Origin of the sequence: Marinobacter pelagius (assembly GCF_900114925.1) — a bacterium.
Taxonomy (GTDB): domain Bacteria; phylum Pseudomonadota; class Gammaproteobacteria; order Pseudomonadales; family Oleiphilaceae; genus Marinobacter; species Marinobacter pelagius.
Genome location: NZ_FOUR01000008.1, coordinates 103,769 through 125,948, shown reverse-complemented (window position 1 = coordinate 125,948; position 22,180 = coordinate 103,769). Strand labels below are relative to the sequence as shown.

Here is a 22,180-nt window from a genome sequence, read left to right as displayed (position 1 = left end):
GGTCCGGATTGGATTAATTTTAAACCATCGGCTGAATCCATACGGCGCCCGAAAGAATAAAACCAGAAACGGGCTCAGGAGACATCAATGGACACTCAATGCAGGTCCGGAGAAGAAGGGCCCGTGCCCTTCCGCAGCAGTCGCTTCTTCTGCGTCGGAAGCAAGTGGTACTTCACCACCCGGGAAGGATTTGACAGTGGCCCCTTCAGTTCTCGGGAGAGGGCTGAAATTGGCCTGAAGCGGTTTTTGCACGTCGTCCGGATGCTTCCGGAAGAGCAGAAACTGCACTGACCCGCGCCTGGCCTTTGCCTGTCAGATAATGATGGGCATAAGCCAGCGGTCAATGGCGTAGAGGCAGCCGAGGGCCATAAAGCCGGCCACCACGTCATCAACCATAATGCCCAGACCGCCTGGCAGGCGTTCGTCCAGCCAGCCGATGGGCCACGGCTTGACGACGTCGAACAGCCGGAACAGGGCAAAGGCCATGAGCACGCCGTAGATCTGGTCCGGGAACAGGCCCAGCGCAATCCACATGCCGACGAACTCATCCCAGACAATGCCGCCATGGTCGTGAACCTTCAGGTCCTCCGCCGTTTTTCCGCATAGCCAGATCCCGACGAGAAAGGCCAGCGCAACCACAGCCCAGTAGACCGCTCCGGGAAGCCAGGCAATCCCGTACCACAGCGGGATGGCAGCCAGGCTGCCCCAGGTTCCGGGAGCCCGGGCCGCTGCGCCGCTGCCGAACCCGAACGCCAGCAGGTGCACCGGATTCTTCAGGAATCCCGGCGGCAGGAGCGCCTGGGTCAGTTCCGGTTCTCCAAGATCCTGCTCACGACTCATGAATTACTCCCGAAATGATCGAAGCCCTGCGGGCCCGAATTCGCAACCGCACCACCGTCAAAGCGGATGCCCTCTCCACCGTCGATACGCCCGATCACCGTCAACTGGTTCTTTATCCCCTCGGGCAGACTGGCCCAGCGTTCCTCACTGACAGTAACACACAGCTCGTAATCGTCGCCGGAGGACAATGCCAGGCGTGGAGCACGCTCACCGGTACACCTCGTCAGTGGCCCGGATAACGGCAGCAAAGACGTATTGAGTGTCGCGCCCACACCGGAGCGCTCAAGGATGTGACCAAGATCGGCACGCAGGCCATCGGAGATATCAATGCAGGCGGAGGCGAACCCTCGCAGGGCCAGGCCCAGTTCTAACCTGGGCAGAGGGTGATGGTACCGCTCCAGCAGGGCACGCTCGTCGTCATCCGGCTCCGGTACGTCAAGATAGTCCAGGGCGGCGCCGGCATCGCCCAGGGTTCCGGAAACCGCCACCAGATCATTGACCTTCGCGCCGGAGCGCATCAGCCCCTGCCCTTTCGGAACCGTTCCGTGAACCTGTATGGAAATGGTCAGCGGGCCGCGGGTGGTATCGCCACCAGCCAGGGCCAGCCCGAACCGGGAGGCGGCCTGCGCCAGGCCTCTGCCAAATCCTTCGAGCCAGCTTTCATTGGCCTCCGGCAGGGTCAGGGCGAGGGTAAAACAGACCGGGGTCGCGCCCATGGCCGCGAGATCACTGGCGGCCGCCGCCAGCGCCCGCCAGGCGGTGTACTCGGGCTGGTAGTCTCGCGGGAAGTGAACGCCTTCCACCTGGGTGTCCACCGAGAACACTAGGTCCTGATCCGCCGGAACGCGCTGGATTGCGCAATCATCTCCCAGAGCCAGCAGCAGGTCCGGATGTCCCTGCTGTTCAGCGACCGGCAGGAAATAACGACGGATCAGGTCAAACTCACCCATTTCTCAGCGCGGACGCGTCTCGGCCAGGCGAAGACGGCGGCTAAGCTTGTCGAGGATGCTGTTAACAAATTTGTGACCTTCGGTGCCACCGAAGCGTTTGGCCAGCTCGATCCCTTCATTGATCACGACCCGGTAGGGAACGTCCAGCCGGTTCTTGAGCTCGTAGGCACCCAGACGGACGATGGCCAGTTCAATGGGGTCCACCTCGGCCAGGGGACGGTCCAGGAACGGTTCCAGCAAACCGTCGAGCTCACCCTGCTCACGGTGCACGCCACGGAGCAGGTCCCGGAAATACAGCAGGTCGACCTTGCTCATGTCGTTGTCGACCATGAACTCGGCTTCGATGTCGGAGATCGAACTCTTGCTGAAGTGACGCTGATACAGACCCTGCATTGCCAGCACCCGGGCTCGACGGCGATCGCCGGCCTTGGGTTGCCCGGAGGCAGGCTGCTGAGGGGTGGTGCCGTCAGTTTCGCTCATTACTCACCCAGCTTCTTGAACAGGCTGACCATTTCCAGCGCGGTGATGGCCGCTTCAGCACCCTTGTTGCCGGCCTTGGTGCCGGAGCGCTCGATGGCCTGCTCGATGGAATCGACGGTCAGAACACCAAAGGTTACCGGTACATCGGTATCCAGGCTGACCGCGCCCAGACCACTGGAGGCCTCACCGGCCACGTATTCGAAGTGCGGAGTGCCACCGCGGATGACCGCGCCCAGGGCGATGATGGCGTCGTACTCGCTGGTCTCGGCCACGCGCTTGACTGCCAGCGGCATTTCATAGGCACCTGGCACCCGGATAATGGCGATGTCGTCGTTGGAGATACCGTGCCGGCGCAGGGTATCGATCGCACCCTCAACCAGGCTTTCCACAACGAAACCGTTAAAACGACCCACCACCAGGGCGTAACGGCCGCTGCACTGGGTAAAATCACCTTCAATTACTTTGATATCTGCCATCGATGGCTCCTTCACTGGCCGTCCAGGCTGTTGGACGGCCGGGTTTCTCATTCGGGGGTGTAGGGAACGTACTCCACCACTTCCAGATCAAAGCCGGAAATGGCAGAAAACTTGATGGGCGGGCTCAGCAGGCGCATTTTGCCAACGCCGATGTCACGCAGGATCTGCGACCCGGTTCCCACGGTAAAATACACGCCGGAACTGCCCTTGCCGGCAGATTTCTGGCCTTCGTCGAAGAACTCGTGAATCCGGTCCTCGAGGTTGTAACTGTCTTCCGCACTGTTGAGCAGTACCACGACACCACGGCCCTCACTGGCGACCTTCTCCAGGGCATGGTGCAACGGCCAGCTCCGGGAGTCCTTCCGGCGCGCACCCAGCAGGTCACGCAGGGTGTCAGTAATGTGGACCCGAACAAAGGCCGGCTCTTCCGGGGTGATATCCCCCATGACCATGGCCAGGTGAGTGGCACCCTGGATGTTGTCCCGGTAGGTGCGCAGGTTGAACACACCGTATTCGGTATCGAGCTCGTTTTCCTCAACGCACTCGATGGTCCGCTCGTTCATGGTGCGGTAATGGATCAGGTCGGCGATGGTGCCGATCTTGAGATCGTGCTCCTCAGCGAAGCGCTCCAGATCTTCCCGGCGGGCCATGGAGCCGTCGTCGTTCATGATCTCGCAGATCACACCGGCCGGCTCGCATCCGGCCAGCGCGGCCAGGTCACAGGAGGCTTCGGTGTGGCCGGCACGGCTGAGCACACCACCGGGATCGGACATGAGCGGAAAAATATGTCCCGGCTGGACCAGGTCCGACGCCTTGGCGTTCCGCGCCACCGCAGCCTGCACGGTACGGGCGCGATCGGCAGCGGAAATGCCGGTGGTCACACCTTCCCGGGCTTCAATAGACAGGGTGAACTTGGTACCGAACCCGGAAGCATTCTGCTGCACCATGAGGGGCAGGCCCAGCTGCTCGCAGCGATCCCGGGTCATGGGCATACAGATCAGGCCACGGCCGAACCGGGCCATGAAGTTGATGGCTTCCGGCGTGCAGTGCTCGGCCGCCATCACCAGGTCACCCTCGTTTTCCCGGTCCTCATCATCCATCAGGATGACCATCTTGCCCTGACGGATATCTTCGATGATTTCTTCAATGCTGTTCAGTGCCATACGGTGTCGCACCCTTTTGGCTTCCCGGCAGACATCCACCCTGCCCGGGCCATGAATTTAGTGAATTAGCGTGGAGCCAGGATCAGGCGCTGATCCTCTCCAACCTGGCGCCTGTCCAGTACGTTCCATTGTACCTTGTCCGCCATCGTTTCCAGTGGCAGGTTTGCCGTCGGTCGCCCGGTACTACCGAGAAATACCGGTGCCTGGTAAAGCCAGAGTTCATCCACCAGGTTTTCGCTGATGAACGTTCCGGCCAGGGTCGGCCCGGCCTCCACCAGCAGCTCGTTGATCCCCAGTTCGCCCAGGGAATCCAGCAGCTCGGCCACGTCCACACCGTTGTCCTTCCAAGCCACACCGGTAAGGCTGATCCCCAGTGCCGCGAGATCCTGGGCCGGCGCTGACGGCAGGGCCGACGAGGCGCAAAACAGCTGGACATTGCCACCCCGCAGGATGGTGGCCGAAGGCGGTGTACGGGCATCCCGGTCCGCGATCACCCGAAGCGGCTGACGCGAGGGCTCGGTGGCATCACCGATGTCGCCCAATTCCTCCCGACGCACGGTCATGGAAGGATCATCCGCCAGCACCGTACCGACACCGGTCAGGATGGCATCGCTCATGGCCCGCAGGCGCTGGACATCACGCCTTGACTCCGGGCCGGTGATCCACTGGCTCTCGCCAGAGGCCATGGCAGTTCGGCCGTCGAGACTGGCCGCCATCTTCAGGCGCACCCAGGGGCGACCGGTATTCATTCGTTTCATGAAGCCCGGATTCAACCGGACGGCTTCATCCGCCAGCAAACCCTCAATCACCTTGATACCGGCCTCCCGGAGCATGTCCAGACCGCGCCCGGAAACCGACGGGTTGGGATCCTTGGTCGCCGCAAATACCCGGGTTACCCCCGCTTCAATCAGCGCACGGGCACAGGGTGGCGTCCGGCCGAAGTGACTGCACGGCTCCAGGGTCACGTAAGCCGTTGCATCCCGTGCCTCGGCACCGGCCTGGCTCAGTGCCCGGATCTCGGCGTGGGCCTCGCCGGCACGCTCGTGCCAGCCCTCACCCACGATACGGTCACCCTGGGCAATGACACAGCCAACGCGCGGGTTCGGGTGGGTGGAGTAACGCCCCCGCCAGGCCAGCTGGACGGCGCGGGCCATCATCGCCCTGTCACGGACGTCGATCATGACTTGCCTTTCCGGGAATGGTTGTCCGCCAGTGCCTTGGCCACGTCCACGGCATTCTCGCCGTTGTTGGCAGACAACCGCTCGATCTCTTCCTTGAACTCGTTGATGTCCTGAAAACTCCGGTAGACCGAGGCAAAGCGGACATAGGCCACCTTGTCCAGCTGACGCAGCTCGGTCATCACTTCTTCGCCCAGCTGCATGGACTTCACTTCCCGCTCGCCGGTGGCCCGCAGGCGGTACTTGATCCGGTTCAGGGCCGCATCAATCTCCTCGATACTGACCGGGCGCTTCTCCAGCGCCTTCATGAGTCCGGCCCGCAACTTGTCCTCGTCAAAGGGCTGACGGGTGCCGTCCTGCTTGACCACGCGGGGCATGACCAGCTCCGCGGTTTCAAAGGTTGTGAAGCGCTCATGGCAGGACAGGCACTCCCTGCGGCGGCGCACCTGATCCCCCTCGGCCACCAGCCGAGAGTCAATCACCTTGGTATCTGCTTCACCACAGAAAGGACAATGCATAATCGGGAACTCCGGAGAGGAGCCGGACCGGCAATCAGTTGACCGGTCCGGCGGGGTCTTGCCTGAAGTTTAGCCGTAGACCGGGAAGCGGGCACACAGGGCTTCGACCTGCTCGCGCACCCGGGCGTTGACGGCCTCGTCTTCCAGATTGTCGAGGATGTCGCACATCCAGCCGGCCAGATCACGGCACTCGGACTCACCGAAACCACGGGTGGTCACGGCCGGGGTGCCGATCCGCAGACCGGAAGTGACGAACGGGGAACGCGGATCGTTCGGGACCGCGTTCTTGTTGACGGTGATATGGGCACGGCCCAGGGCCGCATCCGCGTCCTTACCGGTGATGTCCTGCTTGATCAGGCTGACCAGGAACAGGTGGTTTTTGGTACCACCGGACACCACGTCATAGCCACGCTCGATAAACACCTCGGCCATGGCAGCGGCGTTCTTGACCACCTGCTGCTGGTAGGCCTTGAACTCGTCACTCATGGCTTCCTTGAAGCACACGGCCTTGGCGGCAATCACGTGCATCAGCGGGCCACCCTGGCCGCCCGGGAATACGGCAGAGTTCAGCTTCTTCTGCAGGTCTTCGTCGTCACAGGCGAGGATCAGGCCACCACGGGGACCGCGCAGGGTCTTGTGGGTAGTAGTTGCCACCACGTGGGCGTGGGGTACCGGGTCCGGGTAAACACCAGCGGCAACCAGACCGGCCACGTGGGCCATGTCCACGAACAGGTAGGCACCGACCTTGTCCGCGATGGCGCGGAAGCGGGCAAAATCCAGCTCCTGGGAGTAGGCAGAGAAGCCGGCGATGATCATCTTCGGCTTGTGCTCGACGGCCAGTTTCTCGACTTCGTCGTAGTCGATCAGGCCGGTTTCGTTGTTGATACCGTACTGAACGGCGTTGTAGATCTTGCCGGAGAAGTTGACGCTGGCACCGTGGGTCAGGTGACCACCGTGAGCCAGGCTCATTCCCAGCACGGTATCGCCCGGCTTGAGCAGGGCCATAAACACTGCGGAGTTGGCCTGGGAGCCGGAGTGCGGCTGCACGTTGGCGTAGGCGGCACCGAACAGCTCTTTTGCACGCTCGATGGCCAGCACCTCGGCCTTGTCGACAAACTCGCAGCCACCGTAGTAGCGCTTGCCGGGATAGCCTTCAGCGTATTTGTTGGTCAGCACACTGCCTTGGGCTTCCATCACCCGCGGGCTGGTATAGTTCTCGGATGCGATCAGCTCGATGTGCGCTTCCTGACGCTTGCGCTCCTCTTCCATCGCGGTCCAGAGTTCGTCGTCGTAGCCGGCGATTTTCATATCACGATTAAACATGGATGTGCTGCCTCTGTGTGCTTTGCTGGCCCGGCGCCCTGCCCGAGAAGACAAAACGCCGGTGGCCCGGAAAAATTGGGCCGCTATTCTATCTTGAAATCGGGTGAAAAATCATCCTTTAAACCGTCCGCAGATACCGTCACATCGCAATCTTCGGTTTTCCGTCAATTGCCATAGCGGGCCTGTTTCGCTACCTTACGTGGCTAATCTGCACGTTGCTTTTTATTACCTCCGAATTTAACAGAGGACACAGCCAGTTATGGCCCAGTACGTATACACCATGAACCGCGTGGGCAAGGTGGTTCCGCCCAAGCGTGAAATCCTCAAGGACATCTCCCTGAGCTTCTTCCCGGGCGCCAAGATCGGCGTACTGGGTCTGAACGGTGCCGGTAAATCCACCCTGCTGCGTATTATGGCCGGCGTGGATCAGGATTACATCGGCGAAGCCCGCCCCCAGCCGGGCATCAACGTCGGCTACCTGCCCCAGGAGCCGGAGCTGGACGAAGACAAGACCGTCAAGGAAATCGTCGATGAAGCGGTTTCCGGCGTCCATGACGCCCTGGCGGAACTGGACCAGGTGTACGCCGCCTATGCCGAGCCGGATGCCGACTTCGACGCCCTGGCCAAGAAACAGGGCGAACTGGAGGCTTACATCCAGGCCACCGACGGCCACGACATCGAGCGCAAGATGGAAGTCGCCGCCGATGCGTTGCGTCTCCCGCCCTGGGATCAGAAAGTGAGCGTTCTTTCCGGTGGTGAGCGCCGCCGCGTGGCCCTGTGCCGCCTGTTGCTGTCCGGCCCGAACATGCTGCTGCTGGACGAGCCCACCAACCACCTGGATGCCGAATCGGTCGCCTGGCTGGAGCGCTTCCTGCACGACTACGAAGGCACCGTGGTTGCCATCACCCACGACCGCTATTTCCTGGATAACGTTGCAGGCTGGATCCTGGAACTGGACCGTGGCCACGGCATCCCGTTCGAGGGCAACTACAGCCAGTGGCTGGAGAACAAGGAGAAGCGTCTGGAGATGGAAGCCAAGCAGGAGGCTTCCCACCAGAAGGCCATCAAGCAGGAGCTGGAGTGGGTCCGCAGTAATGCCAAGGGCCGCCAGTCCAAGAGCAAGGCCCGTCTGGCCCGCTTCGAGGAGATGAGCTCCCAGGAATTCCAGAAGCGCAACGAGACCAACGAGCTGTACATTCCGCCCGGACCACGGCTGGGCAACAAGGTGATCGAGGTGGAGGGCATCAGCAAGTCCTTCGGCGACCGCCTGCTGTACGAAGATGTCTCCTTCAGCGTTCCGCCGGGAGCCATTGTCGGCATTATCGGTGGTAACGGTGCCGGTAAGTCCACGCTGTTCAAGATGATTGCGGGTTCTGACAAACCCGATTCCGGCGACATTACTCTCGGTGAGACAGTGGACATCGCCTACGTCGACCAGATGCGTGACCTGGACGGCAGCAAGACCGTCTGGGAAGAGCTCTCCGACGGCCAGGACATCATCAAGGTCGGTAACTACGAAACCCCGTCCCGCGCCTATGTGGGCCGCTTCAACTTCAAGGGCAGCGACCAGCAGAAGCGGGTCGGCGACCTGTCCGGTGGTGAGCGTAACCGCCTGCACCTGGCCAAGCTGCTGAAACAGGGCGGCAACGTGCTGCTGCTGGACGAGCCCACCAACGACCTGGACGTGGAAACCCTCCGCGCCCTGGAAGAAGCCCTGCTGAACTTCCCGGGCTCCGCCCTGGTTATCTCGCACGACCGCTGGTTCCTGGACCGGGTGGCCACCCATATCCTCGCCTTCGAGGATGATGGTGAGGTGGTCTACTTCGAAGGCAACTTCAGCGAGTACGACGAGGACTTCAAGAAGCGCAAGGGCGATTCCGCGATGCAGCCCAAGCGGATGAAGTACAAGAAGTTGGCGTAATGGCCAAAGCAAAAACCGCCTACGTCTGCACCGAGTGCGGCGCCGACTATTCAAAGTGGCAGGGCCAGTGCACCGCGTGCCAGGCCTGGAACACCATCAGCGAAGTGCGCGGCGTGAGCAGCAATGCCAAGGGAGCCCGGGGCGCCCGGTTCGAGGGTTTTGCCGGCAGCCTGTCGGAGGTCCAGAGCCTGGACGAGGTCAGCCTGGCCGAGCAGCCTCGCATCAGCTCCGGCATGCAGGAGTTTGATCGGGTCCTTGGCGGCGGCCTGGTGGAGGGCTCGGCGGTACTCATGGGCGGCCACCCCGGCGCCGGCAAGAGTACCTTGCTGCTGCAGGCGGTCTGTCACCTGGCCGAGAGCGTTCCAGCGCTCTACGTCACCGGCGAGGAATCCCTGCAGCAGGTAGCCATGCGTGCCAAGCGCCTGGGCCTACCCACCCGGGATCTGAAGATGCTGTCGGAAACCAGCGTCGAGCGGGTCATGCAGGTGGCCGAGGCGGAAAAGCCGAAAATCCTGGTGGTGGACAGTATCCAGGTCATGCATGTTGCCGACATCGAGTCGGCCCCGGGCTCGGTGTCACAGGTCCGGGAGAGCGCCGCATTCCTGACCCGCTTTGCCAAGCAGACCGGCACCATCCTGTTCCTCGTGGGGCACGTCACCAAGGACGGCAGCCTGGCAGGCCCCAAGGTTCTCGAGCACATGATTGACTGCTCGATCCTGCTGGAAGGCTCCAGCGACAGCCGGTATCGCACCCTGCGCGGAATCAAGAACCGCTTCGGCGCGGTGAACGAGCTGGGCGTGTTCGCCATGCTCGAACAGGGCCTGAAAGAGGTGAAGAACCCCAGCGCCATCTTCCTGAACCGGGGCGAGGAGGCCGCGCCCGGCAGTGTGGTCATGGTGGTCTGGGAAGGCACCCGGCCGATGCTGGTGGAAATTCAGGCACTGGTGGACATGGCCCAGGGCGGCTATCCCCGAAGGGTTGCGGTGGGCCTGGATCAGAACCGGCTGGCCATGTTGTTGGCTGTGCTCCATCGGCACGGAGGCATGCATGTGTCGGATCAGGATGTATTCGTCAACGTGGTGGGCGGCGTTAAGGTCAACGAGACCAGTGCCGACCTGGCGCTTCTGGCAGCCATTGTCTCCTCCTTCCGCGACCGCGCCCTGCCCCAGGATCTGGTGATCTTCGGGGAGGTCGGGCTCTCCGGCGAGATTCGGCCGGTGCCCAGCGGGCAGGAACGGATTTACGAGGCGGCCAAGCATGGTTTCACCCGGGCGCTGGTACCCAAGGCCAATGTGCCGCGCAAGCCGGTTGAGGGGATGAAGGTGGTGCCGGTGGCCAAGCTGAGTGATGCGTTGGCAGCTTTGGAGGAGTTTTAGGTGTGAAGCAGGGGTCAGAAGAAAGCCTTCTTCTGACCCCGGAGTTAGATTTCAAAGCTGGGATGTGACTTGAAGATGGGGTCAGATGAAGGTTTTCATCAGACCCCTGAGTTAGGTGTCCAAGCTTTGGTGCATGAGGGTGGGGTCAGATTAAAGCTTTCATCTGACCCCGTTTTTGGGCCACGTTTTTACTTATCCACCAACCTGGCGAATTCCCGCTGCAGCAGCGCCGGATCCCCAAGATTCAATTCCACCAGGCGCTTGAGGTGGGTGGCGCTCTCCAGGTCAATGTACTGACAGCTGAACCCCAGCCGCTGCTCATCCACATGCTTCAGCTCCACCGCCATGACGATGGCGGCCGAGTGATCGTCCAGGTGAATCACCACCTCGCAGGGCTGCCGGAGCGGCGCTGACCAGCCTTCCGGCCGCTTCACCAGTACTCCCCTCATGGAGATATCCAGAACCTCGGTGCGCCAGACGTTATCCTGCCAGTGCAGCTCACAGGGCGCGTCGAATTCGATGCGCTGAAAACGGCGTTTGTCTTGGACGTGTGCGGACAAGCGGTTGCTCCTGTTGTCGGTTTTTTATATGACCATAGTCCGGACAGGATAAACCGGCCAGTAATCAGGGGGAAATGGGGGAGTTCGGCCTGGTTTGACGGGGTGAACATGGGGTCAGATGAAAGCTTTCATCTGCCCCCTTTTTCTATGACCAGACAGTCAGGCTCTTACCGGTGATATTCCGGACTCAGCTCAACAACCGCCTCGATAAAGGCACCGGCATGCTCCGGATCCACATCCGGCGTAATACCATGACCAAGGTTGAAGATATGGCCGGGACCGGAACCATAGCGGCGCAGGATGTCCGCCACTTCCTGACGGATACGCTCTTTCGGGGCATACAGCATGGCCGGGTCCATATTGCCCTGCAGGGCAACGCGGTCACCAATCCGGGCCCGGGCGTTGCCGATATCGGTGGTCCAGTCCAGGCCCACAGCATCACAACCGGAATCGGCAATGGTTTCCAGCCACTGGCCACCATTCTTGGTGAACAGGATCACCGGCACCCGCCGGCCTTCACTCTCACGAATCAGGCCGTCGACAATCTTCTTCATGTAACGGAGGGAGAATTCCTCGTAAGCCCAGCTGCTCAGCACGCCACCCCAGGTGTCAAAGATCTGCACCGCCTGGGCGCCGGCCTTGATCTGACCGTTGAGGTAGTCAATCACGGCGTTCGCCAGATGATCCAGCAGACGATGCATCACCTCCGGCTGGCCATACATGAGCTTCTTGGCCTCGCGGAAATCCTTCGATGAGCCTCCCTCGATCATGTAGGTCGCCAGGGTCCAGGGGCTTCCCGAAAACCCGATCAGCGGTACCCGCCCGCCGAGCGCAGAGCGAATCGTGGACACGGCGTTCATGACGTAGTCCAGGTCCACTTCCGGGTTCATCGCCGGCAGCGCATCCACATCCGCCGCCGAACGGATGGTGTGCTTGAACTTGGGCCCTTCACCGGTCTCGAAATACAGCCCCAGTCCGAGTGCATCCGGAATGGTCAGGATGTCGGAGAACAGAATGGCGGCATCCAGCGGGAAGCGCTCCAGGGGCTGCAGAGTGACCTCACAAGCCAGCTCGGTGTTCTTGCACAGACTGAGAAAATCACCGGCCTTGGCCCGGGTGGCACGGTACTCCGGCAGATAGCGGCCGGCCTGGCGCATCATCCACACCGGGGTACGGTCTACGGGCTGGCGCATCAGGGCACGCAGGAAACGGTCATTTTTCAGCTCGGTCATGGGAACTCCTGGCCTGGGTATCAAATTTTCTGGGGTGCAATGATACGCGGTTTGGGGGAATTGGGAAGGCGTGAACAAGGGGGCAGAACGAGGGGTCTGAAGAAAGCTTTCTTCTGACCCCGTCTTGGACTCTGGTTTCGGGGCTTGTCGCTAACTCGGGGTCAGAAGAAGGCTTTCTTCAGACCCCTTGGGCTAACGCCTCAGACGTCCAGGTAGTCGAGGATGCCCTCAGCTGCCTGGCGCCCTTCCCAGATGGCGGTGACCACCAGGTCGGAACCGCGGACCATGTCGCCGCCGGCGAAGATCTTCGGGTTGCTGGTCTGGAAGGCAAACTCGGCCTGTTCCGGTGCGGCCACGCGGCCGGAGTCGTCGGTGTCGATCTTCTGCTCATCGAACCAGTCCGCCGGGCTCGGGCGGAAGCCGAAGGCGACGAGGACCGCGTCAGCCGGAATGACTTCCTCACTGCCGGGAACCACTTCCGGGCGGCGACGGCCATTCTCATCCGGCTCGCCGAGCTGGGTCTGGACCACTTTCACGCCTTCCACACGATCTTCACCAATAATCGCGATGGGCTGACGGTTGAACAGGAACTTCACGCCCTCTTCCTTGGCGTTGGCCACCTCGCGGCGGGAGCCAGGCATGTTGGCTTCGTCCCGGCGATAGGCGCAGGTCACGCTCTCCGCCTGCTGACGGATGGAGGTGCGGTTACAATCCATGGCGGTGTCACCACCACCGAGCACGACAACTCGCTTGCCCTTCATGTCGATGAAGTCCGCCGGATCCTTCTCGAAACCGAGGCGGCGGTTCACGTTGGAGACCAGGAACGGCAGGGCATCGTAAACACCCGGCAGGTTCTCGCCCGGGAAACCACCCTTCATGTAGGTGTAGGTGCCCATACCCATGAACACGGCATCGAATTCATCGATGATGTCCTTGAGCTGCACGTCCTTGCCCACTTCGGTGGCCAGGCGGAATTCCACGCCCATTTCCTGGAAGACTTCCCGGCGACGGGACATCACGGACTTCTCGAGCTTGAATTCGGGGATACCGAAGGTCAGCAGGCCACCAATTTCCGGGTAGCGATCGAACACCACCGGCTTGACGCCGTTACGGACGAGGATGTCCGCACAACCCAGTCCGGCAGGACCGGCGCCGATCACCGCAACCTTCTTGTCGGTCCACTTCACCCGGGACATATCGGGTTTCCAGCCCAGGGCAAAGGCGGTATCGGTGATGTATTTCTCCACGGAACCAATGGTCACCGCCCCGAAACCGTCGTTGAGAGTACAGGCACCCTCGCACAAACGGTCCTGCGGGCACACCCGGCCACACACTTCCGGCAGCGAGTTGGTCTGGTGGCACAACTCCACCGCCTTCATGATGTTACCCTCGGAAACCAGCTTCAGCCAGTTCGGGATGTAGTTGTGTACCGGGCACTTCCATTCACAGTACGGGTTACCGCAGGCCAGGCAACGATGGGCTTGGGAGGCGGCGTTGTCCGCCGTGAACGGGTGGTAGATTTCGCCAAACTCTTTCTTCCGCTTTTTGGCCGGAACCTTCTTGGGGTCGATCCGCCCAACTTCGACAAACTGGAAGTCGTTACTCAGTCGTTCTTTCATCATGATGCTCTCATCAGCTCAATTTCGACCGGGGTGCCGGACCCGCCGTACACCCCCAAACCTCTTCGAACCGGGCGGTTACTCCGGGCGCGCCCGGGTGCTGGCCAGCAGGCTGCGCAGACTCGCCGCCTTGGGCTTGACCAGCCAGAAACGGCCGATGTAGTCGTCGAAATTCTCAAGAATGTGCTCCGCCCACTCACTGCCGGTCTCCGCGATATGCTCACGGATAACACCGCGCAAGTGGTTGCGGTAGGACTCCATTTCCTCGCTGGAAATACGCTGGATCTCTACCAGTTCGTGGTTGTACTTGTCCACGAAGGCATTGTGCTGGTCCAGTACGTAGGCAAAACCACCGGTCATGCCGGCACCGAAGTTATGCCCGGTGTTACCGAGTACCGTTACCAGGCCGCCGGTCATGTATTCACAGCAGTGATCACCGGCACCCTCGACCACCGCGTGGGCACCGGAGTTACGGACCGCGAAACGCTCACCGGCAGTACCCGCTGCAAACAGTTTGCCACCGGTGGCACCGTACAGACAGGTGTTGCCCATGATGGAGGTTTCCTGGCTCTTGAAACCGCTGTTGCGGGGTGGCTTGATGACCAGCTTGCCACCGGTCATGCCCTTACCTACGTAATCGTTGGCATCACCTTCGAGGATCAGGTTCAGACCACCCACGTTCCAGACACCGAAACTCTGGCCGGCAGTGCCAGTAAGATCCAGGGTAATCGGAGCGTCCACCATGCCCTGGTTACCATGCCGCTCGGCAATCTCGCCGGACAGGCGGGCGCCGATGGAACGGTCACAGTTGGTAACCCTATAGGACCAGGCTCCACCGGACTTGTTCTCGATGGCGGTCGCCGTATCCTTCACCATCTGCTCGGCCAGGGTACCCCGGTCGAACGGCTCGTTCCGCTCAACCTGGCAGGTCTGGGGCTTGTCCGCCGGAATGCTGTCGTTCTCCAGCAGGCGGGTCAGGTCCAGCTTCTTCTGGCGCTCGGTATCACCCGGCAGACGCTCCAGCAGGTCCACGCGGCCCACCAGCTCTTCCAGGCTGCGAACGCCGAGTCTGGCCATCCATTCCCGGGTCTCTTCCGCCACGAAGCGGAAGAAGTTCATCGCCATTTCCACCGTGCCCTTGAAGTGCTCTTCACGCAGGTGGTCATTCTGGGTGGCAACACCGGTGGCACAGTTGTTCAGGTGACAGATCCGCAGGTACTTGCAGCCCAGCGCCACCATTGGAGTGGTACCGAAGCCGAAGCTCTCGGCACCGAGAATGGCGCCTTTGACCACGTCCAGGCCAGTCTTGATACCGCCGTCAGTCTGCAGGCGGATCTTGCCACGCAGGTCATTCGCGCGCAGGGCCTGCTGGGTCTCGGTCAGGCCCAGCTCCCAGGGGGAGCCGGCATAACGGATGGAGGTCAGCGGACTGGCCGCGGTACCGCCGTCGTAGCCGGAGACGGTAATCAGGTCGGCGTAGGCCTTGGCCACACCGGCCGCGATTGTGCCGACGCCGGGTTCGGAAACCAGCTTCACGGAAACCAGCGCCTGCGGATTGACCTGTTTAAGGTCAAAGATCAGCTGCGCCAGGTCCTCGATGGAGTAGATGTCGTGATGCGGCGGCGGCGAGATCAGGGTGACACCGGGCACGGAGTACCGCAGGCGGGCAATCAGGTCGTTGACCTTGCCGCCCGGCAGCTGGCCGCCCTCACCGGGCTTGGCGCCCTGGGCCACCTTGATCTGCATGACATCGGCGCTACGCAGGTATTCGGCAGTCACACCAAAGCGGCCAGACGCCACCTGCTTGATCTTGGAACGCTTCTCGGTGCCGTAACGGGCCGGATCTTCACCGCCCTCTCCAGAGTTGGAGCGCCCACCCAGGGTGTTCATGGCTACGGCAAGAGCTTCGTGTGCCTCCGGAGACAGGGCCCCGAGGGACATGGCTGCGGAATCGAAACGCGGGAAGATGTTCTCCACCGGCTCCACTTCGGAGATATCAATGGGCTTGAGATCCTTTCGGAAGCCAAGCAGGTCCCTAAGAGTTGCCACCGGGCGCTCGTTGACCAGGCCAGCATATTCCTTGTAATGGCCGTAATCGCCGCTGGTTACCGCTTCCTGCAGCTTGCCGACCACATCCGGATTGAAGGCATGGTACTCCTGGCCGTGAACATACTTTAGCAGGCCGCCCTGGGAGAGCGGCTTGCGGGCCTTCCAGGCAACGGAAGCCAGCTTCTCCTGGTCTTCCTGGAAATCGATGAAGCCCGCACCCTGGATACGACTGGGTACGCCCTTGAAGCACAGATCCACGACGTCATCCGCCAGACCAATAGCCTCGAACAACTGGGCACCACGATAGGACGTGATGGTTGAGATACCCATCTTGGACAGGATCTTCAGCAGCCCCTTGTTGATACCCTTGCGGTAGTTGTTCTTGGCCTCGATCGGATCAATCAGCACCTCACCGGTGCGGATCAGGTCGTTCAGCACCTGGTAGGAAAGGTATGGATAAACCGCGGTGGCACCGAAGCCGAACAGCACGGCAAAGTGGTGCGGATCCCGAGCCCAGCCGGTTTCAACAATGATATTGGAATCACAACGAAGACCCTTGCGGACCAGGTGATGATGGACTGCACCAGTGGCCATCAGGGCATTCACCGGCAACTCGCCTTCTTTCAGATCCTTGTCAGTCAGGATCAGCAGGACCTTGCCGTCACGTACCGCCTGCTCCGCGCGATCGCAGACATCACGAATCGCCTGCTCCAGGCCCAGTTCCGGCCAGTAGCTCATGGGAATCCGTGCCACCTCGAAACCGGGACGGTCGTTATTGCTGATGCGAAGGTACTTGGCCGGAGACAACACCGGCGTCGTCAAAATGATCCGGTCCGCGTGCTCCGCGGTTTCCTCGAAAACATTCCGCTCTGCCCCAAGACAGGTCTCGAGGGACATGACGATGGATTCACGCAGCGGGTCAATCGGCGGATTGGTCACCTGGGCAAACTTCTGGCGGAAATAATCCGCCACATGGCGCACTTTGCTGGAAAGCACGGCCATGGGGGTGTCATCACCCATGGAGCCCACGGCCTCCTGACCATTTTCGGCCAGCGGGCGCAGCACCTGGTCACGCTCTTCAAAGGAGATATTGAACATCTTCTGGTGTACCAGGAGCTCGTCGGGATCCATCAATTTGAATTCCGGGGTGTCCTGGTTGAGCGTGGTTTCAATGCGCAGTGCGTTTTCACGCAGCCAGCGTTTGTAAGGCTGTGCGGTCTTCAGGCGCTGATCGATGTCCCTGGTGTGCAACACTTCACCGGACTCGGTATCGATCGCCAGCATCTGGCCCGGACCGACCCGACCCTTGGCGACCACATCATCCGGCTCATAACTGTAGGTGCCAATCTCGGAAGCCAGGGTGATGAAATCATCCTTGGTAATGACCCAACGCGCCGGACGCAGGCCGTTGCGGTCGAGCATACACACAGCGTAACGGCCATCGGACATAACCAGACCCGCCGGACCGTCCCAGGGCTCCATGTGCATGGAGTTGTACTCATAGAACGCCCGCAGCTCGGAATCCATGGTGTCCACATTCTGCCAGGCGGGCGGAATCATCATGCGCACCGCACGGAACAGGTCGACGCCACCGGCCAGCAGTACTTCCAGCATATTGTCCATGCTGGAGGAGTCGGAGCCGGTCAGGTTAACCAGGGGCTGCAGAGTCTGCAGATCCGGCAGTTCCGGCGAGCTGAACTTGGCCGCCCGGGCAATCGCCCAGTTCCGGTTGCCATCGATGGTGTTGATTTCACCGTTGTGGGCCAGGTAGCGGAAGGGCTGTGCCAGCGGCCACCGGGGCATGGTGTTGGTAGAAAAGCGCTGGTGGAACACACAAATGGCGGTCTGCAGGTCCGGATCACCCAGATCCTTGTAGAAGTTCGCCAGATCCGCCGGCATCATCAGGCCCTTGTAGGCCAGGGTGCGGTGCGAAAGGCTGCAGATATAGAACTCTGAATCATCAGCCATATCGCTCTCGGCGTGGCGCCGGCCGATAAACAGACTGATTGCGAACTCTTTCTCGGCCTTTCCCGCCGGCACCACGAAAACCTGCTCGATTCGGGGCAGGCAATCCAGTGCCATGGGGCCAAGGCAGCTGTCATCAACGGGCACTTCCCGCCAGCCCATCACTTCCAGCCCCTGCTCTGTCAGGCGCTTTTCAAGCGCCGCACGGCCCGCGGCAGCCTTGCTTTCCTCCTGAGCTAAAAAAACCTGGCCAACTGCAAACAAGCTGCCAGGTTTTTTGCCAAACGCCGCTTCAGCAGCTTTTTGAAGGAAGGCCGTGGGACTCTGTATAAGCAGGCCACAACCATCGCCCGTCTTGCCATCGGCGGCAATGCCTCCACGATGGGTCATGCAGGTAAGGGACTCGATGGCCGTTTGCAACAGCTTATGGCTAGCCTCGCCCTTCATATGGGCAATCAGGCCAAAACCACAGTTGTCCCTGAACTCATCGGGATGATACAAGCCTGTTGTCATAAGCGTTCTCTCGCGTATAAATGCTTTTCAATCAGTGAGTTACGCACCAAAATGGTGCAAAACATGCACTGACTCCAAAAAAATGGGGAAGCGATTTTACACACGTAGATCTACGTATACAAACTTTTTTGTTTTTCTTCCCGGTTTTCAGGCCTCCTGACAAAAAGAGCTCAGGGTCCCAGAAAGGTGTCCAGAGGAAGCACCAGCTGTCACTATTGCATTACCGATGGCTTTCAGCAAAACCAAACGCAACTGACCGTCCACGTTTTTCTTGTCCACTGCCATCAGACGCATAAAATCATCCGGCACCATGGTTTCCGGGGGTAATCTCGGCAACCCAGCGCGAATGATGAGATTCGCGGTACGCTCGTAATCGGTTCGCGAAATCATGCCTTCACGAACAGACAGGTCCGCCGCCATGAGCATTCCGGTACCCACTGCCTCGCCATGGAGCCAGGTTCCATAACCGGCGAATGTCTCGATGGCGTGACCAAATGTGTGGCCCAGGTTAAGGATGGCCCGCAGCCCCCCTTCCCTCTCATCAAGAGCCACGACCTCCGCCTTGCAGGCACAGGAGCGATAGATCGCTTCGGCCAGCGCCCCTGCTTCCAGCCCCACCAGCGCATCCATATTGTCTTCGAGCCAGGCAAGAAACTCTGTATCCCGGATCAAGCCGTACTTGATCACTTCCGCCAGCCCCGCTGACACTTCCCGCGGTGGCAGGGTTTGCAGGGTATCGGTGTCGATCAGCACCACCTGCGGCTGATGGAAGGCTCCGATCATGTTCTTGCCAAGCGGATGATTGATGCCGGTCTTGCCGCCGACAGAGGAATCAACCTGTGACAAAAGGGTTGTAGGCACCTGGATAAAAGGCACGCCCCTCTGGTAACAGGCAGCGGCAAACCCGGCCATATCCCCGATGACACCGCCGCCGAGGGCCACCAGCGTGGTCTTCCGGCTGTGCCGCTGCTCCAGCAGCGCATCGAAAATCTGATTGAGGGTTTGCCAGTCCTTGAATTTTTCGCCGTCCGGAAGCACGACGGTATCGACCTGCTTGCCCGGAAAACTGTTGCGGATCTTGTCCAGGTAAAGGGGAGCCACGGTGTCGTTGGTTACGATCATGACTTGGGAGCCGGCGACGTAAGGGGAAAGATCGGTGCTACCCAACAGCCCTGAACCGATGATGATCGGATAGCTTCGCTCACCCAGATCAACGGTGAGCTCCCGGAATATCTCAGACATGGTTGCGACCTTCCTTACGCACCTGGCGCCGATGCCGTGGCGTTCTCGGGTTAATACGATTGATCAGTTGCCGGACCACCAGGCGAGGGCTTTTCCGGTCCGTATACATGACAACGTCTGCCAACTGCCGGTAGATCGGATCCCGGAGCTCGAATAACCGGCGCAAGACCGCCTCGGGATCATCATTCTGCAACAGCGGGCGATTCCTGTCTTTGCGGGTTCGCTCAACCTGTTGATCGATCGAGGTCTTGAGGTAGACCACGATTGAATCCCGCTTCAACAAAGGATGATTCTCGGGACGCATTACCGCCCCCCCGCCCGTGGCAAGGACGGTTTGAGGCTCAGCGGACAACTCCTCAAGCATGGCAGTTTCCCGCTGCCGGAAACCATCTTCGCCTTCAACATCAAAAATCCACGGGATATTGGCACCGCACCGCTCTTCGATGATCCGGTCGGTATCGAGAAAACGGTAACCCAGCTCACGGGCCAGCATGCGACCGATAGTACTTTTCCCGGCGCCCATCGGGCCAACCAGAACAATGCGTTTGGGCAAAGACATAACTTCCGCTCAACAGGTTTCAGGCGGGTGAGAATATCACAAAAAAAGCCGCCGGTTTTACGCGGCGGCTTCTGGCTTCAGCAGAACGATTACCGGAGCAAATCGTTCTTGATGATTTTCGGCGTGATGAAAATCAACAGCTCGCTACGCTCGTCGATGTGTTCGGTCCGCTTGAACAGGCGACCCAGATAGGGAATGTCGCCAAGGAACGGCGTCTTGGTCACCTGGGTGGCCACCTCAGACTGGAAGATACCGCCCAGAACCACGGTTTCACCATTACCGACGAGCACCTGCGTGGTGACCTCATTGGTGTTGATGGACGGGATACCGGCAGTAACCTCGCCGCGGGAATCCTGGTTCACCACCAGATCCATGATGATCTTGTCATCCGGCGTGATCTGCGGAGTCACTTCCAGGGACAGCACCGCTTCCTTGAAGGATACGGAGGTGGCACCGCTGGAAGAGGCCTCCTGGTAAGGAATTTCCTCACCGGACTTGATGGAGGCCGTCTGGCGATCAGCGGTCACGACACGCGGCTGGGAAACAACCTCGGCTTGACCGTCACTTTCCAGGGCCGACAGTTCCAGATCCACCAGGAAGTCGTCGCTGCCCCAGCCGATAGCGAAGGAAGAGGCGCCCTCACCACTGACACCCAGATCCACAGCCAGCGCACCCGGGAAGGTAATGGTGCTGTCGGTGCCGGAGGCCGCGTCACGGGCCTCCTGCAGGGTACCCTGAGAGCCACCGACGGTGAACACGTTGTCGCCGCTCACATCGTAAGCCGCGCCACCCCAGCGAATACCCAGGTTCTCGGCAACGTTGGTCTGGGCGCGAACGATCCGCGCTTCAATGGACACCTGGCGTACCGGTACGTCCCAGGTGGACACCAGACGGCGGATTTCCTCGAGCTTCTGGGAGGTCTCACGCACGCTGATGGTGTTGGTACGCACATCTGAAGACACGAAACCACGATCCGAAATGAGCTCTTCGTCCGCTTTGATCAGCTCGACGACATCGGCGGCCTTGGCGTAGTTGACCTGGATGATATCGAGGCGAACCGGCGCCAGCTCGGCAATTTGCTTGGTGGTTTCAAGTTCCAGTTTCTCGCGGGCTGCGATTTCATCCGCTGGCGCAACCAGCAGAACATTACCGATCTGGCGCTTGTCCAGGCCCTTGGTCTTGAGAATCAGGTCCAGAGCCTGATCCCAGGGTACGTTCTGCAGACGCAGTGTGATGCTGCCACTCACGGTGTCACTGGCTACCAGGTTCAGGCCGGTGAAATCCGCGATCAGCTGCAGCACCGAACGCACTTCGATGTCCTGGAAGTTCAGGGACAGCTTATCCCCTGTGTACGGGAACTTCTCTTCGCGACGGGCTTCGGCCTCCTGTTCGGTCAGTTTTTCCACACTTACGGTGAACTCGCTGCCGGACTGGTAAGCGATGTAGTCGTAATTACCTTCGGGACGGATCTCGACGACAGCATTGCCATCTTCGGTGTAGGTGTCGATACGGGTTACCGGAGTCGCGAAATCGGTAACATCCAGGCGACGGCGCAGGTTCTCCGGAACTGACAGCTCAGGCATGGTCAGGCGGATCCGGCCACCGAGCTCGGACAGATCGACCGGCGTGCTGCCGGAACCGAGATCGATGATGACACGCCCCTCGCCATCCTTGCCGCGGCGGAAATCCACACCCGCCAGGGTATTGGGAGCAGTGCGAGTAGACGTAGTGGCCGGAGCCGCGGAGCCACTAGTACCGGCAGATGCCTCGGCAGCGCCTTCACCGCCAATGGTCATCACCAATGAGTTGTCGCGGCGAACTGTGTCGTAAGGCACCAGTTCCACCAGATTGAAAATCAGGCGGGTGCGATCGGGCGTTTCCACTACCGTCATGCTCTGGGCATTGCCACCGCCGAGGGGGATGCTCCGGCTGTCCAGACCGCTGGTGGTATCACGCAGATCCACAGCGATACGAGCCGGGCGCTCGATAGTGTAGCCGGAGGGCTCGGGCGGTTGCCCGTCAAACTGGAGCGTTACCTCCAGGCGTTCTCCCGGCAGCGAGGAAAACGACACGTCTTCCAGCGTGACCGCACTGGCCAGGCCGGAGAACAACCCCAAAGCAATCACGCCGACGTATACATTGAGTTTTTTGAACATCGCTAGCCTCGACCCCAAACCTTTTTGTTCGTGCATGTTTCTTTCAAATTTCATTGTGCC

Annotated in this window: 18 protein-coding genes; 3 read left to right on the top strand and 15 right to left on the bottom strand. The window is 60.5% G+C overall.

All coding sequences use genetic code 11. From position 1 onward, the window contains the following. The first annotated feature begins 87 nt into the window (after positions 1–87). Positions 88–291 (top strand): DUF6316 family protein, encoded by a 204-nt coding sequence (locus BM254_RS17910; RefSeq protein WP_092005718.1) that lies wholly within the window; start codon positions 88–90, stop codon positions 289–291. Positions 292–312: 21 nt separating this feature from the next. Here BM254_RS17910 and BM254_RS15410 read toward each other — a convergent pair whose 3' ends face one another. From BM254_RS15410 to glyA, 8 genes are all read right to left on the bottom strand, one after another. Then, complete coding sequence (locus tag BM254_RS15410; RefSeq protein ID WP_092005715.1) at positions 313–840, bottom strand: phosphatidylglycerophosphatase A family protein; 528 nt, start codon at positions 838–840, stop codon at positions 313–315. Then, positions 837–1,790 (bottom strand): thiamine-phosphate kinase, encoded by a 954-nt coding sequence (gene thiL / locus BM254_RS15405; RefSeq protein ID WP_092005712.1) that lies wholly within the window; start codon positions 1,788–1,790, stop codon positions 837–839. The genes BM254_RS15410 and thiL overlap by 4 nt, the downstream gene beginning before the upstream one ends. Before the next feature lie 3 nt (positions 1,791–1,793). Further along, the gene (gene nusB / locus BM254_RS15400; protein ID WP_092005708.1) at positions 1,794–2,270 is read right to left on the bottom strand and encodes a transcription antitermination factor NusB; all 477 of its coding nucleotides are present in this window, start codon (positions 2,268–2,270) and stop codon (positions 1,794–1,796) included. Beyond that, positions 2,270–2,746 (bottom strand): 6,7-dimethyl-8-ribityllumazine synthase, encoded by a 477-nt coding sequence (gene ribH, locus BM254_RS15395; protein WP_092005706.1) that lies wholly within the window; start codon positions 2,744–2,746, stop codon positions 2,270–2,272. The genes nusB and ribH overlap by 1 nt, the downstream gene beginning before the upstream one ends. A gap of 47 nt (positions 2,747–2,793) precedes the next feature. Next, entirely contained in the window at positions 2,794–3,909 is a 1,116-nt protein-coding gene (ribBA, locus tag BM254_RS15390) for a bifunctional 3,4-dihydroxy-2-butanone-4-phosphate synthase/GTP cyclohydrolase II (RefSeq protein WP_092005702.1), read from the bottom strand. A 65-nt stretch (positions 3,910–3,974) separates the two neighbouring features. Continuing rightward, on the bottom strand, positions 3,975–5,090 hold the full coding sequence (gene ribD / locus BM254_RS15385; RefSeq protein WP_092005699.1) for a bifunctional diaminohydroxyphosphoribosylaminopyrimidine deaminase/5-amino-6-(5-phosphoribosylamino)uracil reductase RibD: 1,116 nt from the start codon (positions 5,088–5,090) through the stop codon (positions 3,975–3,977). After that, a complete protein-coding gene (gene nrdR, locus BM254_RS15380) occupies positions 5,087–5,605 on the bottom strand; it encodes a transcriptional regulator NrdR (RefSeq protein WP_092005696.1) in 519 nt (172 codons plus the stop codon). Before nrdR ends, ribD begins: the two co-directional genes overlap by 4 nt. 69 nt (positions 5,606–5,674) lie before the next feature. Further along, on the bottom strand, positions 5,675–6,928 hold the full coding sequence (gene glyA, locus BM254_RS15375) for a serine hydroxymethyltransferase (RefSeq protein ID WP_092005693.1): 1,254 nt from the start codon (positions 6,926–6,928) through the stop codon (positions 5,675–5,677). 259 nt (positions 6,929–7,187) lie between these two features. Here glyA and ettA point away from each other — a divergent pair, with 259 nt between their 5' ends. Beyond that, the gene (ettA, locus tag BM254_RS15370) at positions 7,188–8,849 is read left to right on the top strand and encodes an energy-dependent translational throttle protein EttA (RefSeq protein ID WP_092005690.1); all 1,662 of its coding nucleotides are present in this window, start codon (positions 7,188–7,190) and stop codon (positions 8,847–8,849) included. Next, positions 8,849–10,225 carry a DNA repair protein RadA gene (radA, locus tag BM254_RS15365; RefSeq protein WP_092005687.1) on the top strand — a complete coding sequence of 459 codons (1,377 nt, stop codon included), beginning with the start codon at positions 8,849–8,851 and terminating at the stop codon, positions 10,223–10,225. The genes ettA and radA overlap by 1 nt, the downstream gene beginning before the upstream one ends. A 188-nt stretch (positions 10,226–10,413) precedes the next feature. Here radA and BM254_RS15360 read toward each other — a convergent pair whose 3' ends face one another. The 7 genes from BM254_RS15360 to BM254_RS15330 form a co-directional block, all read right to left on the bottom strand. Next, positions 10,414–10,785, bottom strand: a complete 372-nt coding sequence (locus BM254_RS15360; protein ID WP_092005684.1) for a PilZ domain-containing protein — start codon at positions 10,783–10,785, stop codon at positions 10,414–10,416. 167 nt (positions 10,786–10,952) lie between these two features. Beyond that, positions 10,953–12,017 (bottom strand): uroporphyrinogen decarboxylase, encoded by a 1,065-nt coding sequence (gene hemE, locus BM254_RS15355; protein ID WP_092005682.1) that lies wholly within the window; start codon positions 12,015–12,017, stop codon positions 10,953–10,955. A 200-nt stretch (positions 12,018–12,217) separates the two neighbouring features. Further along, positions 12,218–13,636 (bottom strand): FAD-dependent oxidoreductase, encoded by a 1,419-nt coding sequence (locus BM254_RS15350; protein WP_092005842.1) that lies wholly within the window; start codon positions 13,634–13,636, stop codon positions 12,218–12,220. Positions 13,637–13,714: 78 nt separating this feature from the next. Further along, the gene (gene gltB, locus BM254_RS15345; RefSeq protein WP_092005679.1) at positions 13,715–18,163 is read right to left on the bottom strand and encodes a glutamate synthase large subunit; all 4,449 of its coding nucleotides are present in this window, start codon (positions 18,161–18,163) and stop codon (positions 13,715–13,717) included. Between the two features lie 147 nt (positions 18,164–18,310). Next, complete coding sequence (aroB, locus tag BM254_RS15340; RefSeq protein WP_092005676.1) at positions 18,311–19,405, bottom strand: 3-dehydroquinate synthase; 1,095 nt, start codon at positions 19,403–19,405, stop codon at positions 18,311–18,313. After that, positions 19,398–19,964, bottom strand: a complete 567-nt coding sequence (gene aroK / locus BM254_RS15335; RefSeq protein WP_092005673.1) for a shikimate kinase AroK — start codon at positions 19,962–19,964, stop codon at positions 19,398–19,400. Before aroK ends, aroB begins: the two co-directional genes overlap by 8 nt. 89 nt (positions 19,965–20,053) lie before the next feature. After that, complete coding sequence (locus tag BM254_RS15330) at positions 20,054–22,120, bottom strand: type IV pilus secretin PilQ (RefSeq protein ID WP_175497288.1); 2,067 nt, start codon at positions 22,118–22,120, stop codon at positions 20,054–20,056. Positions 22,121–22,180: the final 60 nt, after the last annotated feature.

Coding starts and splice junctions, on each gene's coding strand:
- BM254_RS17910 (WP_092005718.1), top strand. CDS start 88: ATGGACACTCAATGCAGGTCCGGAGAAGAAGGGCCCGTGCCCTTCCGC.
- BM254_RS15410 (WP_092005715.1), bottom strand. CDS start 840: ATGAGTCGTGAGCAGGATCTTGGAGAACCGGAACTGACCCAGGCGCTC.
- thiL (WP_092005712.1), bottom strand. CDS start 1,790: ATGGGTGAGTTTGACCTGATCCGTCGTTATTTCCTGCCGGTCGCTGAA.
- nusB (WP_092005708.1), bottom strand. CDS start 2,270: ATGAGCGAAACTGACGGCACCACCCCTCAGCAGCCTGCCTCCGGGCAA.
- ribH (WP_092005706.1), bottom strand. CDS start 2,746: ATGGCAGATATCAAAGTAATTGAAGGTGATTTTACCCAGTGCAGCGGC.
- ribBA (WP_092005702.1), bottom strand. CDS start 3,909: ATGGCACTGAACAGCATTGAAGAAATCATCGAAGATATCCGTCAGGGC.
- ribD (WP_092005699.1), bottom strand. CDS start 5,090: ATGATCGACGTCCGTGACAGGGCGATGATGGCCCGCGCCGTCCAGCTG.
- nrdR (WP_092005696.1), bottom strand. CDS start 5,605: ATGCATTGTCCTTTCTGTGGTGAAGCAGATACCAAGGTGATTGACTCT.
- glyA (WP_092005693.1), bottom strand. CDS start 6,928: ATGTTTAATCGTGATATGAAAATCGCCGGCTACGACGACGAACTCTGG.
- ettA (WP_092005690.1), top strand. CDS start 7,188: ATGGCCCAGTACGTATACACCATGAACCGCGTGGGCAAGGTGGTTCCG.
- radA (WP_092005687.1), top strand. CDS start 8,849: ATGGCCAAAGCAAAAACCGCCTACGTCTGCACCGAGTGCGGCGCCGAC.
- hemE (WP_092005682.1), bottom strand. CDS start 12,017: ATGACCGAGCTGAAAAATGACCGTTTCCTGCGTGCCCTGATGCGCCAG.
- BM254_RS15350 (WP_092005842.1), bottom strand. CDS start 13,636: ATGAAAGAACGACTGAGTAACGACTTCCAGTTTGTCGAAGTTGGGCGG.
- gltB (WP_092005679.1), bottom strand. CDS start 18,163: ATGACAACAGGCTTGTATCATCCCGATGAGTTCAGGGACAACTGTGGT.
- aroB (WP_092005676.1), bottom strand. CDS start 19,405: ATGTCTGAGATATTCCGGGAGCTCACCGTTGATCTGGGTGAGCGAAGC.
- aroK (WP_092005673.1), bottom strand. CDS start 19,964: ATGTCTTTGCCCAAACGCATTGTTCTGGTTGGCCCGATGGGCGCCGGG.
- BM254_RS15330 (WP_175497288.1), bottom strand. CDS start 22,120: ATGTTCAAAAAACTCAATGTATACGTCGGCGTGATTGCTTTGGGGTTG.